The organism is Streptomyces sp. NPDC026206 (assembly GCF_040638465.1).
Lineage (GTDB): Bacteria > Actinomycetota > Actinomycetes > Streptomycetales > Streptomycetaceae > Streptomyces.
On the sequence record NZ_JBEZYL010000001.1, the window covers coordinates 325,253 to 337,878 of the forward strand.

The 12,626-nt window shown below is 72.1% G+C and carries 10 protein-coding genes; 7 read left to right on the plus strand and 3 right to left on the minus strand.

Annotation, left to right across the window (positions count from 1 at the left end):
* Nucleotides 1-21 precede the first annotated feature (21 nt).
* Nucleotides 22-1,311 (minus strand): amino acid deaminase, encoded by a 1,290-nt coding sequence (locus AB0F13_RS01530; RefSeq protein WP_362073324.1) that lies wholly within the window; start codon nucleotides 1,309-1,311, stop codon nucleotides 22-24.
* Nucleotides 1,312-1,493: 182 nt separating this feature from the next.
* Complete coding sequence (locus AB0F13_RS01535) at nucleotides 1,494-2,822, minus strand: M14 family metallopeptidase (protein WP_362073327.1); 1,329 nt, start codon at nucleotides 2,820-2,822, stop codon at nucleotides 1,494-1,496.
* Nucleotides 2,823-3,038: 216 nt separating this feature from the next.
* Here AB0F13_RS01535 and AB0F13_RS01540 point away from each other — a divergent pair, with 216 nt between their 5' ends.
* Nucleotides 3,039-3,926, plus strand: coding sequence for a serine protease (locus tag AB0F13_RS01540; protein WP_362073330.1), 888 nt, complete (start codon nucleotides 3,039-3,041; stop codon nucleotides 3,924-3,926).
* Nucleotides 3,927-3,991: 65 nt separating this feature from the next.
* Here the strand turns inward: AB0F13_RS01540 and AB0F13_RS01545 are convergent, their stop codons facing one another.
* Nucleotides 3,992-5,701 (minus strand): glycoside hydrolase family 18 protein, encoded by a 1,710-nt coding sequence (locus tag AB0F13_RS01545; protein ID WP_362073333.1) that lies wholly within the window; start codon nucleotides 5,699-5,701, stop codon nucleotides 3,992-3,994.
* 274 nt (nucleotides 5,702-5,975) lie between these two features.
* Between AB0F13_RS01545 and AB0F13_RS01550 the strand changes: the two genes are divergently transcribed.
* The 6 genes from AB0F13_RS01550 (at nucleotide 5,976) to AB0F13_RS01575 (ending at nucleotide 12,610) form a co-directional block, all read left to right on the plus strand.
* Complete coding sequence (locus tag AB0F13_RS01550; RefSeq protein ID WP_362073336.1) at nucleotides 5,976-6,914, plus strand: hypothetical protein; 939 nt, start codon at nucleotides 5,976-5,978, stop codon at nucleotides 6,912-6,914.
* Nucleotides 6,915-6,977: 63 nt separating this feature from the next.
* Complete coding sequence (gene cpaB, locus AB0F13_RS01555; RefSeq protein WP_362073339.1) at nucleotides 6,978-7,709, plus strand: Flp pilus assembly protein CpaB; 732 nt, start codon at nucleotides 6,978-6,980, stop codon at nucleotides 7,707-7,709.
* Between the two features lie 46 nt (nucleotides 7,710-7,755).
* Nucleotides 7,756-9,435 (plus strand): AAA family ATPase, encoded by a 1,680-nt coding sequence (locus AB0F13_RS01560; protein ID WP_362073342.1) that lies wholly within the window; start codon nucleotides 7,756-7,758, stop codon nucleotides 9,433-9,435.
* Nucleotides 9,436-9,787: 352 nt separating this feature from the next.
* Nucleotides 9,788-10,273 (plus strand): TadE/TadG family type IV pilus assembly protein, encoded by a 486-nt coding sequence (locus AB0F13_RS01565; protein WP_362073345.1) that lies wholly within the window; start codon nucleotides 9,788-9,790, stop codon nucleotides 10,271-10,273.
* Complete coding sequence (locus tag AB0F13_RS01570; protein WP_362073348.1) at nucleotides 10,270-11,625, plus strand: CpaF family protein; 1,356 nt, start codon at nucleotides 10,270-10,272, stop codon at nucleotides 11,623-11,625. The genes AB0F13_RS01565 and AB0F13_RS01570 overlap by 4 nt, the downstream gene beginning before the upstream one ends.
* Nucleotides 11,626-11,671: 46 nt before the next feature.
* Complete coding sequence (locus AB0F13_RS01575; RefSeq protein ID WP_362074441.1) at nucleotides 11,672-12,610, plus strand: type II secretion system F family protein; 939 nt, start codon at nucleotides 11,672-11,674, stop codon at nucleotides 12,608-12,610.
* The last annotated feature ends 16 nt before the right edge of the window (nucleotides 12,611-12,626 follow it).

Consider the following 12,626-nt stretch of genomic DNA (forward strand, 5'->3'; position numbering starts at 1 on the left):
GGCCCCCGCCGGGCGGGCGGGCTAGAAAAACGTCCGGACGTAGTCCGTGACCGTGCCGTCCGCCGACGCGAGCGGAATCAGCGGCCACTTCTCGAACACCGTGCACGGGTGCGACAGCCCCAGCCCCACCCAGTCCCCGACCTCCAGCTCCGCGTCCGCGTCCCCGGCAAGCGTCACGAACGCGTGCTGGTCGGCGAGCCTGGTCACCGTCAGCCCCGTGGCCGGGCGCAGCGAGCCGTCCCGGGCCGAGCGGACGACCTGCGGCTCGGGCAGACCGAGGTCGTAGGAGACGTCGCGCTTGCCCGCGTTGAGGTACGCCATGCCGGGCTCGGGCCGGGAGACGACCTGCGCCCACAGGCGGAAGGCGGGGTGCAGGGCGCCCTGTTCGGGGAGCCGGTTGAAGGGGGTCTTGCGGCGGTACTGCCCGTCGTCGTGGGTGACGTACGCGCCGGAGCGCAGCAGCTTGAGCACCGGCGCGGACAGGGCGGGAAGCTCTCCGAAGACCTCGGCGACCGCGTCGAACCAGGCGCTGCCGCCCGCGCTGACGACGATCTCCTCCACGCCCGCGAAGCGGCCTTCCTTGTCGAAGGCGACGGCCAGCCCGGTGAGCCGGCGCAGCCAGGCCCGTACGAGCTCGCTGTCGGCGTCCGGGATCTCGGCCTCGTATCCGGCGACTCCGGCCAGGCGGAGGGTGCCGGTCTGCGCGACGGCGTCGGCGACGCGGGCGCACTCGTCCTCCGTACGGACGCCCGTACGGCCGCCGGCCGCGCCGAGTTCGATGACGACGTCGAGCGGGCGGCCGGCGCCGGCATCGCGCAGGGCGGCGTCCATCAGCTCGACGCCGCGCACGGAGTCGACGTAGGTCACGAGCCGGAAGTCCGGGTCGGCGGCCAGCTCGGCCGCGAGCAGGCGCAGGGCGGCGGCGTCGACGACCTCGTTGGCGAGGAAGATCCGCTGGACGCCGAAGGCGCGGTAGACGCGGACCTGGGCGGGCGTGGCCGCGGTGATGCCCCAGGCGCCGTGGGCCAGCTGGCGCTCGAAGAGCTGCGGGGCCATGGAGGTCTTGCCGTGCGGGGCGAAGGCCAGGCCGTGCCCGGCGGAGTAGCGCTCCATCAGGGCGAGGTTGTGGTCGAGCGCCTCGGCCGAGAGGGCGAGTACGGGGGTCGTGAAGCCGCCGGTGAACAGCGAGCGCCGCTCGGCCGCCAGCTCGCCGACGGTCCGGCCCTCCGCGTCCGGGGGCAGGCCCTTGAAGCGGTGGTCGACGCGCTCCTCGGCGAGGCGGGCGACGGCGTCGTCGGCGATGGCGGCCATGGGGCCTCCCCCTGAAAGTCGTGTCGCATCACCTGCGACGTCCAGTGCGTGGAGCTGGAGCGGATGGGAACGTGCGTGCTGTCTAACATCGCGCCGAGTGCCGGGTCAAAGCCTCAAGCGCCGGACGGGCCGTCCGGCGCTTGAGGTCGGAGCGTCCGGCGCTTGAAGCCGGAGCGTGTGGATCAGCGGCAGTACTGCCCCTCCTTACCGATGGACCGGTACATGCAGTCCGCGTTCTCCAGCAGCTGCAGCACCGCGTCGCGGTTGCGCGCCGTCTCCCGGTCGATGACCTCGTCCGGCGGGTAGAAGCCGCCACCGGCGCCGCTCGAGTCCGGATACATCTCGAACGTGTAGGCGAAGATCTTCTGGTTGCCCCACAGCCAGTCGTCGATCGTTCCGTCGGTGATGTAGAGGTCGCTCGACTGCTCGGGCGTGTAGCCGTTGCTGGCCGCCATGGACTTGCCGATGGTGGCGAACGCGTCGTGGTCGTCCTTGGTCATCCCCGGGGCGGTGTCGTCGTACGTCCAGCCGAACGGCCAGAGCACCAGCTCGCTGTAGGTGTGGAAGTCGATGGCGGCCTTGATCTGCTGCTTGCCGCCCACGATCCGGCTGCGGACGAAGTCGGCGACGACCTTCACCTCCGGCGCGGACTGGGGGGCGGAGCCGCGGTAGGTCTCGGAGCCGGTGCTGCCCGAGGAGCCCCCGCAGCAGCCCCACTTGTAGTCCCAGTTGCGGTTGAGGTCGGTGCCGCGTGCGGACGAGCCGGTGTTGGGCTGGCGGTTCTTGCGCCAGCTGCGGTAGGTGCCGGTGGCGATGTCGTACTCGCCGCCGTCGGGGTTGACGTCGGGCACGACCCAGATCACCCGGCTGTCGACCATCTTGGTGACGCGCGGGTCGGTGCCGTACTTCGAGCCGAACTCCTTGAGCAGGTAGAGGGCCATCTCCACGGTCAGGTGCTCGCGGGCGTGCTGGTGGTGGGTGAAGAGCACCTCGGGCTTGGCCGCCGCCGCACCGCCGGCCGCCTTCGCGCCGTTGGTGATCTTTACGGCGACGATGTCCCGGCCCTCGTAGGACTTGCCGATGACCTGCTTGCTCATCAGCGAGGGGTACTTGGCCACGTCCGCGTCGATCTCCGCCATGGCCTCGTTGTAGTTGTGGTACTTCGCGTCCGCGGGCGGGAAGTCGAACGGCTTGGCCTTGCGGCCGTCGCTGCGGTCCGGCGGTCCGGGCAGGACCCGGAGCCTGTAGCCCATGCGGCGGATGCGCTCGGCCTGCGCGGCGTCCGCCGTGACCACTACCGAGTGGTCGCGGACGGCGTCGACGGATGCTCCGGTCGCGGCGACGGCGCTGCGCTGGGCCGCGGTCCTGGGCCCGGTGACCTCGTACGCGCGGGGGCGTTCCTCGCTGCGCGAGGACGCCGGCGCGGCCATGGCCAGGGTGAGCAGGACGGCGGTGGCGGCTGTCGCCACTCTGCCGTGCAGCCTGCGGGACAGGGGGGTTCGGGGTCGCATGCGGCCTCCTGAGGGGTCCGTTCGTGCGACGAATGAGGGGGGTGAGCCTCCCCAGTGTTCGAGCTGTGACATGAGCAGGTCAAGCGTCGCCGTGCGGGTGAATCAGGCCAACTTCCGCTTCACCTTAGACCGGCCGATTGCCTGCCGGTCCCACCGACACCAACAATGCACACGTCAAAACCGAATGCGCTTTGTGATCGGAGAGGACCACCCCCCATGAGACGACCTCTCGTCGGTGCACTCACCACACTGCTGCTCGCGGGCGGCGCCACCGTGGCCGGAGCCGGCTCCGCCGACGCCACGGCGGCCCCGCGGACGGAGGCGAGGACCAAGCCCAAGGCCGTCGACTTCGCCGGCACCGTCGCACTCAGCAACTGCTCCGGTTCGCTGGTCCGGATGCCGGGCTCCGCCGACAACGACCCGGCCCTCGTACTGACCAACGGCCACTGTCTGGAATCCGGCATGCCCGCCGCCGGCGAGGTCATCACCGACCGGCCCTCCAGCCGCACCTTCAGCCTTCTCAACTCCACCGCGGGCAAGGTCGCCACGCTGCGCGCCGTCAAGGTCTCCTACGCCACGATGACCGACACCGACGTGACGCTGTACGAGCTGAACACCACCTACGCGAAGATCAAGCAGCAGTACGGCATCAACGCGCTCGGCGTCTCGGGCGACCACCCCACCACCGGCACGCCGATAAAGGTCGTCTCCGGCTACTGGAAGCGGATCTACTCCTGCAACGTCGACGGCTTCGTCCACCTGCTCCGTGAGGCCGACTGGACGTGGAAGGACTCGCTTCGCTACACCCCGTCGTGCAACACGATCGGGGGCACCTCCGGTTCGCCCGTGGTCGACGTCAACAGCGGCAAGGTCGTCGCCGTCAACAACACCGGTAACGAGAGCGGCGAGCGCTGCACCATGAACAACCCGTGCGAGGTCGACGAGAACGGCCAGGTCACGGTCCGCCAGGGCATCAACTACGCCCAGCAGACGTACGGCATCACCAAGTGCTTCGGCACCGGCAACAAGCTCGACCTCGGGCTGCCGGGGTGCGAGCTGCCGAAGCCGGGCGAGGACGAGGAAGAAGACGTGATGGTGCACTGAGCCGTCCGCTTCCCCGCCGCCGGGCGGGCCGGGTCCTCCGGCCCGCCCGGCGGCGGGGGCGATCCCTACGGCAGCGCGTGCACGTGCGGCCCCACCCCGTTCGACCAGGCGTTGCCCGCACCGGCGTCCCAGTTCGTGGACCACGTCATCGCACCCCGGATTCCCGGGTACGTCTTCGCCGGCTTGAACGTCCCGCACCCCGTTCCCCTGGCCAGGCAGTCCAGGGCGTTGTTGACCACGGAGGGCGCGACGTAGCCGCTGCCCGCGCCGCGGGGCGAGGCCGGCAGACCGAGGCCGACCTGCGAGGGGGCGAGGCCGCCCTCCAGCTGGATGCAGGCCAGCGCGGTGAGGAAGTCCACCGAGCCCTGGGAGTAGACCTTCCCGTCGCATCCGTTCATCGAACCACTATTGTAGTACTGCATGTTGACGACGGTCAGGATGTCCTTGATGTTGAGCGCGGTCCGGAAGTAGCCGGCCGAAGTCGACTGCATGTCGATGGTCTGCGGGGCCATGGTGATGACGAGCCCGCTGCCCGCCTTCGCCGACAGGGCGCGCAGCGCCTGCGTCATGTAGGTCGGATCAAGTCCGTTCTCCAGGTCGATGTCGACGCCGTCGAAGCCGTACTTCTGCATCAGCGCGTAGACGCTGTCGGCGAAGTTGGCGGCGGAGGACGCGTCGTTGACGGTCACCGTGCCCTTCTCGCCGCCGATGGAGATGATGACCGACTTGCCTGCTGCCTGTTTGGCGGCGATGTCGGCTTTAAACGCGGCTTCGGTGTAGTGGAGCGCCGGGTCGAGGCGAAAGGTGACCGCGCCCGGTGTGGTCGTCGCGTCCGCGAAGGCGACGGCGATGATGTCGTACTGGCTCTGCACGTCGCTGATCTTCTGCACGGTGGCGCCGTTGTCGAAGTTCTGCCAGTAGCCGGTGACCGCGTGCTTGGGCACGTGCGGCGTGCCGCCGCTGCCGGCGGCCGTGGTCGCGGTGACCGCGGCCGACTTCCCCGACTCGCCGGCCGCGTTGGCGGCCGTCACCTGGAAGCGGTACGAGGTGCCCGGAGCCAGGTCCGTGACGGTGGCCGAGGTGCCGCCGACCGCCTGCACCCTGGTGCCGTCCTGATAGACGTTGTAGCCGGTCGCACCGGCGACGGCGTTCCACGACAGGGCTACGGACGACGACGTCGCGGCGCCGGCGGCCAGCCCGCCGGGCGCGCCCGGCACCGGTTCACCCGGTTCGCCGCCGCCGGGGCCGGTGAGGGTGATGTCGTCGGCGAGGTAGGCAGGCTGCCCGTACCAGCCGTGGGTGTGGACGGTGACCGAGGTGGTGTTCGCCCCCGTCGTGAAGGTGGCGGTGAGCTGCTGCCAGTCGCCCGCGTCCGGCGTCCACACCGACACGTCCGTGGTGCCGGTGCCGCTCGCGCCGAGGTACACGTACGAGCCCTTGACCCACGCGCTCAGCGTGTACGAGGAGTTGGGCCGGACGGCGACGGTCTGTGAGCACCTGGCGTTGTCCGGGCCGGCGGGGGTGGCCTTGAGTGCGGCCGAACCGGAGTGGACGGGCGAGGAGACGGTGCTGCCGCTGTCGCTCGAACAGGTCCAGTCGGCCAGCCCGGATTCGAAGCCGGGGTTCCGGGCGAGGTTGGCGTCGGCGGCCGCCGCGGCGCCGGCCCCGGCACCGCTCAGCGCGGCGAGTCCGGCCGCCGCGAGGGCGAGAGAGGTGAGGGCGCCGCCGAAGCGTCTTCCCGCATGGCTGAAAGCTCTATGACGTGCGCGTTCCACTACTGCCTCCGGTGGGAAGGAAGTTGGAGCGGTGATGGGGGGTGTGGACGGTGAGTGTCGAAGGGGAACGGTGGCCGCCGTGTTGGCGTAAAGGTGGTCCATACCAATGCATCCGTCAAGGGTTGAGGGACGGGCCCGCCGGCCCGTGGGGCAAACCTCGAAGAACGGTTCTCAGCCGCTCCATTCGTGGATAAAGTGCGGAGGCACCAGCACCGGGCAGTATCGATCTGCGACCGCCGGAGCCCCCGCGGCCGGAGTGAACGGGGAAGCCGACGTGCCGATTGCGATAGCGGTCACCAGCTCCGATCTGGTGCTCCCGCCGCCCGGTGGGCCCGCACCGGCCGCTGCCGTACTCCAGCCGCCCGAGGCGCAGCCGCTGGAGACGGCGGTCACCCAGGCGGCGCTCCTGCTCGACCAGTGCGGACATCTCGTCGTCCTCTACCCCGACACCCTGCCCTCCGCGTATGTGCGGCGTCTGCACGCCGTGCGGTCCCTGCTGGAGAGCGACCGCGTGGCCCTGCTGCCGGTAGCGCTTCCTCCGCTCGCGGTGGCCGTACTGGCGCGGCAGTTACGGCAGTTGTCGGTGTCCGATCTGAGTCCCGGCGTGCTCGCGTCCGCCGCGCGACTGCTGGCGCACTACATCTACGCGGGCGCGCAGGTGGCCTCCGTCTCCCGGCTCGACCACGTGGAGGTCGGGCTCGGCGCGCACGTCGCCTCCCTGCTTCCCGGCGCCCACTTCGGCGTCCTCGTCAATCCGGCGCGGCAGCTCGTGCGCACGGGCGCGGGGGAGGTGCCCGACGGGCCCGGCTTCGCCACCCGGATGACCGTCGCCCGGGGCAGGCCCCGCAAGGGCGAGGACTGGGTCACGGACACCGTCGCGCCGGGCTGGCAGGTCCAGGGCGTCCAGGAGGTCCTGCCGCTGCCCGCCGAGTCCAAGCGCTGGTGGGGCACCCACCGGGCTGTCGAGTTCGCCGCCGCCATCCCCGACCCGTCCGTGCTGTACCAGCTCGTCGCCTCCGTACGGCGCGAGGAGTGCCACTGGTGCGGCCTCGAACTCATCGGTGACCGCTGCGGGTTCTGCTCCGCGCCCGTACCGCGCGCGGGCGGCACCCACGCGCTCGACCCGCCACCGGGCACGGACCGCGGGGCCGCGGTCACGGCGGCCCCGGCGGCCGCGGCGCGTCCGGCCACCACCACGACGCCCCACCGCTGACCCCGCCGCCACACCACCAGCCGGTCACCCCCTGCCGAGGCCCCGAACGAGGTTCGCCGTCCCATGAATTCACGCCAGCGCCGCGGGATCGTCCTGCTGCTCCTGTCGGCCCTCTGTGCCGTCGGTGCGTTCGCCGGAGTGTTCTCGGTCATCCACGACGCCGAGTCGAAGGTCGGCCCCGAGACGACCGCCTACCGGCTGAAGTCCGACGTCCCCGCCTACCAGGACCTGGAGCGGGAGCAGGCCGCGTTCGAGAAGATCTCGATGCCCAGGCGCTGGCTCCCCGCCACCGCGGTCACCGACCTCTCCACCGTACGCGGCAAGATCGCCGTCACGCCGCTGCGCAAGGGCTCGCTGCTCCAGAACGACATGATCGTCTCCAGGCCCGCGCTGGAGGCCGGCAAGCAGGAGATCGCCATCATGATCGACGCGGCGACGGGCGTGGCGGGCAAGATCCGGCCCGGTTCGAAGGTCAACATCTACGCGACCTTCGACACCAAGGAGCAGGGCGCCAAGCCCGTCTCGAAGGTCATCGTCACCGCGGCCCAGGTCATCGACGTCGGCAGGCTCACCCCCTTCAAGCGCGACGGCGAGAGCCGGAGCGGCGGCGGCACCACGACGCGGCAGGCCGGGGAGGCGGTGCCGATCACCTTCGCCCTGGACACCAGGGACGCCCAGCGCGTCGCGTACGCCGAGTCGTTCGCCTCCCACGTCCGGCTCGCCCTCATCGCTCCCGGCAGCGACGGGGCGGTCAGCGGCGGCGACCGCACGTACACCCTCGACGGCGACAAGTAGACCGGGAAGCAGCCCAGCGGATGTTGTGGATGGAGGCAGGGCCACGGTGACGATCAGAATCCTCCCGGCAGTCGGCGACCCGGATGCCGCCCGCGCCGTCAGCGGGCTGCTGGCCCAGCTCCCGGGCGTCGAACCCCTGCGGACCGCCGGCGACTCGACGCTGCTGCTGGACACGCTCGCCGTACTGGCCGCGACCTCGGTCGACGACCTGCCGGAGGTCGTCCTCGTCCACGAACGGGTCGGGCCCGTGCCCGCCCTCGAACTCATCCGTGAAATCGCCCTCCGCTTCCCGGCCACCGGCTCCATCCTGCTCAGCGCCGAGGCGGGCCCCGCGCTCTACGCCGCCGCCATGGACTGCGGCGCCCGCGGCCTCGCGGCGCTGCCGCTGTCCTACGAGGAGCTGGGCACCCGCGTCCGGGCCGCCGCGCACTGGGCCACGGGCGTCCGCCGCCACCTGGGGGCCGGCGAGCACGCCGAGGGCCGCCCGGGAGCGGGGAGCGGCGGCGGGCCGGGCGGAAAGCTGGTCGCCGTCGTCGGCGCCAAGGGCGGCGTCGGCACGACCGTCACCGCCGTGCAGCTGGCCCTCGCCGCCTGCGCGGCCGGGCGCAGCGTCGCGCTCGCGGACCTGGACCTGCAGTCGGGCGACGTGGCCTCGTACCTCGATGTGCAGTTCCGGCGGTCGATCGCCGACCTGGCGGGCATCAACGACATCTCGCCGCGGGTGCTGCAGGACGCCGTCTTCCCCCACCCCACCGGCCTCGGGCTGCTGCTGGCCCCCGCGGAGGGCGAGCGCGGCGAGGAGGTCGGCGACCTCGCGGCCCGGCAGATCGTCGCCGCCCTGCGCGGCCGCTACGACCTCGTCGTCGTCGACTGCGGCACGCAGATCACGGCCGCCGGTGCGGCGGCGATCGAGACGGCGGACGTGGCCTTACTGGTCACGACGCCGGACGTGGTGTCCGTGAGGGCGGCCAAGCGCATGGTCCGGCTCTGGGAACGGCTACAGATCCGCAAGCCCGAGGAGACGACGACCGTGGTCAACCGCCACACCCGCAACGCCGAGATCCAGCCGCCCCTCGTCGCCCGCACGACCGGCACCCGGACCGCCCGTACGACCATCCCCGCCGGTTACAAGGAGCTGCAGGGCGCCGTCGACTCCGGCCGTATGCAGGACCTGGACGCCCGGTCCGGCGTGCGCCAGGCCCTGTGGACCCTCGCCGGCGAACTGGGCCTGGCCGCCCCCGCGCCCCCCGGCGGCCGCGCGCTGCACGCCGGCCCCACCGACCGCTCGATCACCGGCGGCCTGCGGCGCCGCCGTGCCATAGGGGCCGGCGGCACGGGCCCGGACCAGCTCGCTCCCGTCCCGGCGTCCCGCTTCCGCCGGCGCGGCGGCGGTGACCGGGGCCAGATCGCGGTCGAGTTCGCGGGCCTGCTGCCCCTGATCCTCGTCGCGTTGGCGGTCGTCTGGCAGTGCGTCCTGGTCGGCTACACCTACTCCCTGGCCGGCCACGCCGCCGACAAGGGCGCCCGAGCCGGAGCAGTGGGCCGCGACTGCCCGGCCGCGGCCCTCTCGGACCTGCCGGGCGCCTGGAAGAGCGAGCAGCACTGCGGCCCGGAGGACGGCGTCTACCGCGCGAGCGTCCGCCTCCAGGTGCCGGTCCTGTTCCCGGGCTCGGTCGACTGGCCCTGGCCGGTGGAGAGCACGGCCGGCGTGGCACGGGAGGACTGAGGAGATGGCGTTACGACGTCACGACCGCCGACCGGCCCGAGCCGGGGGGAATCCGGCCGGTCCGGGCCACAACTCAACGGGTCCGGGGTGCAATCCAGCGGGTCAGGGTCACAACTCGACGGGCCCGGGGTGCAAACCAGCGGGTCAGGTTCACAACTCAACAGGTCCGGGTCACCATCCAGCCCGTCCGGCGCGCAATCCAGCGGGCCCGGGCCATAATCCAGCCCGTCCGGCGTTTGAGGACCGGGGGTCCGGGGGCGGAGCCCCCGAAGACGGTCACCACTCAGCCCGTCCGGCGCTTGAGGACCGGGGCCCGGGGCGGAGCCCCGCCACGCGGCGGAGCCGCACATCGATGCAGCGGGAAGGGGCGGGACGGGGAACCCCCCTCCGGCCGCGCCCCCGCGACAGCGGATCGGCCTCCGTCGAATTCCTCGGCTTCCTCCCGCTCCTCCTCCTCGTCGCCCTCGCCGCCCTCTACCTCGGCCTGGCCGCATTCGCCGCCCAGCAAGCCGGCACCGGCGCCCGCGCAGCGGCCCGCACGGCCACTCTCGACGTCCCCCGGGCCGCCCCCGCGGCAGCCGGCCAGGCGGCGATGACGACCTGGGTGGCGGCCCGGGCCACCGTGGACGCGCCACCCTGCGCCACCACCACCGAACGGATCACTGCCACGGTGACCGTCGACATGCCGGCGATCATCCCCGGCACCGCCTTCACCGTCACCCGGCAGGCGACGATGTCCTGCCCCCCGGCTCCGGTCCCGGTCCCGGTCCCGGCTCCGGCCCCCGCCTCGGCCCCCGTCCCCGCCTCCGCCCCCGCGAGGGCGGTGGGCATGCCATGAGCCTGCGAGCGCGCATCGTCGCCCCGGACACCCCGCCCGACGGCCGTGAGTCGGACCACCTCGTGCCCGTCTACCGCGGGAAGCTGCTCGAAGAGATCGACCTCGCCGAGATGTCCGCGCTCGCCGCCGCCGAGCGGCGCTCCCGCCTGGAACGCGTCCTGGGCCACATCATCAGCCGGGAGGGCCCGGTCCTCTCCACGGCGGAGCGCGACCGCCTCATCAGGCGGGTCGTGGACGAGGCGCTGGGGCTGGGCGTGCTGGAGCCCCTCCTGGAGGACCCCTCCGTCACCGAGATCATGGTCAACGGCCCCGACCAGGTCTTCGTGGAACGGGCCGGCCGCGTGGAGCTCGTACCCGTACGGTTCGCCTCCAACGAACAGCTGATGCAGACCATCGAGCGCATCGTCTCCACCGTCAACCGCCGTGTGGACGAGTCGAATCCGATGGTCGACGCCCGCCTGCCGAGCGGCGAGCGCGTGAACGTGATTATTCCGCCCCTCGCACTGAACGGTGCGACCCTCACCATCCGGCGCTTCCCCCGCGCCTACACCCTGCGCGAGCTCATCGGCATGGGGACCCTGGACGAGCACATGCTGATGCTGCTTGCGGCACTCGTACGGGCGAAGTTCAACGTCGTCGTCTCCGGTGCCACCGGCGCGGGCAAGACAACGCTGCTGAACGCCCTGTCGGGGCTGATCCCGGACGGCGAGCGCATCATCACCGTCGAGGACGCGGCGGAGCTGCAGTTGCAGCAGTCGCACGTCATCCGGCTCGAGTCCCGCCCGTCGAACGTCGAAGGGAAGGGCCGGATCACCATCCGCGACCTCGTACGCAACTCCCTTCGCATGCGACCCGACCGCATCATCGTGGGTGAGGTGCGCGGCGGCGAGACCCTCGACATGCTGCAGGCCATGTCCACCGGTCACGACGGATCGCTGGCGACCGTGCACGCCAACAGTGCCGAGGACGCGCTGATGCGGCTGCGGACGCTGGCGTCGATGTCGGAGGTCAGAATCCCCTACGAGGCGTTGCGCGACCAGATCAACAGCGCGGTGGACTGCCTGGTGCAGCTCGCGCGCAGCGCGGACGGCTCGCGCCGTGTCGTGGAGGTCGCGCTGCTGGACTCCCCGGACGGCGGCGGCTGGGGCGAGGGCTCCCGCCTCGTGACCGTCTGCCACTTCGACGCCGAGCCGATGGGCGCGGACCGCACCGTGCGGGGGACGTTCGCGCACTTCCCCCTCCCGGCGCGGGCGGCGGAGCGGCTCCGGCTCGCGAACGAGTCCGTGCCGCCGGCCTTCGGCGTCGCCGCGTACCCCGGCGAGCTCAACGCCCGAGAGGCCGGGCAGGGGTAGCCGGACATGAACGATGACGAGCCGACACATGGGTGATATGAGCACTATGGGCAACCTCGCTCTGCTGACCGCGGGCGCCACCCTGCTCTGCGGAGCGCTGGCCGTCGCGGGCGTACGGGCGTACGTCACCGGCCGGGACCGCCACCAGGCGCTGGTCGACCGCCTCTCCGACGCCCCCGCCCCGCCCCCGGCCGGCCGGGCGCGGTACTTCAGGCGTACGGACCGGTGGCTGCGCGCCACGCGCTTCGGCGGGCGGCTGGAGCTGCGGATCGCGTCGACGGGGCTGGACGTCACGGTGGGCGAGTTCGTGGCTTGCGTGGTGGGCGCGGCGGCGGGCCTGTGGCTGACGGCCTCCGCCGCTCTCGCGCCGTTCTTCGGCCCGCTGGCGGGGATCGTCGCCATCTGGTCGGCCCACGCCTTCCTGACCTGGCAGCGGCGCAAGCGGATCGAGAGGTTCATCAACCAGCTGCCGGAGCTGTCGCGCATCCTGGCCAACGCCACGCAAGCCGGCCTCGCCCTGCGCACCGCCCTGGGCATGGCGGCCGAGGAGATGGAGGCCCCGGCGGGCGAGGAGCTCGCCAAGGTCGCCGACAAACTCGCGGTCGGCCACTCCGTCGACGAGGCCCTGGGCGAGCTCGCCGAGCGGCTGCCCTCGCGGGAACTGGTGGTGCTGGTGACGACCCTGGTGCTCTCCAACCGCGCGGGCGGCACCGTCGTCAGCTCGCTGCGGAACCTCACGGCGACGCTGGAGGAGCGCAAGGAGACGCGGCGGGAGGTGCGTACACAGCTGTCCCAGGTGACGGTGACGGCTTACGTCGTGCCGCTGATGGGCATCGGCACACTGCTGCTGATGGACCGCATCGCGCCCGGCTCGATCGACCGGATGACGGGGGACTGGCTCGGGCAGGTGGCGGTCGTGGCGGCCTTCGGCCTGTACGGACTGGGCTTCTTCCTCATCCGCCGGATGTCGAAGATCGACGTGTGAGATCGACGTGTGAGGG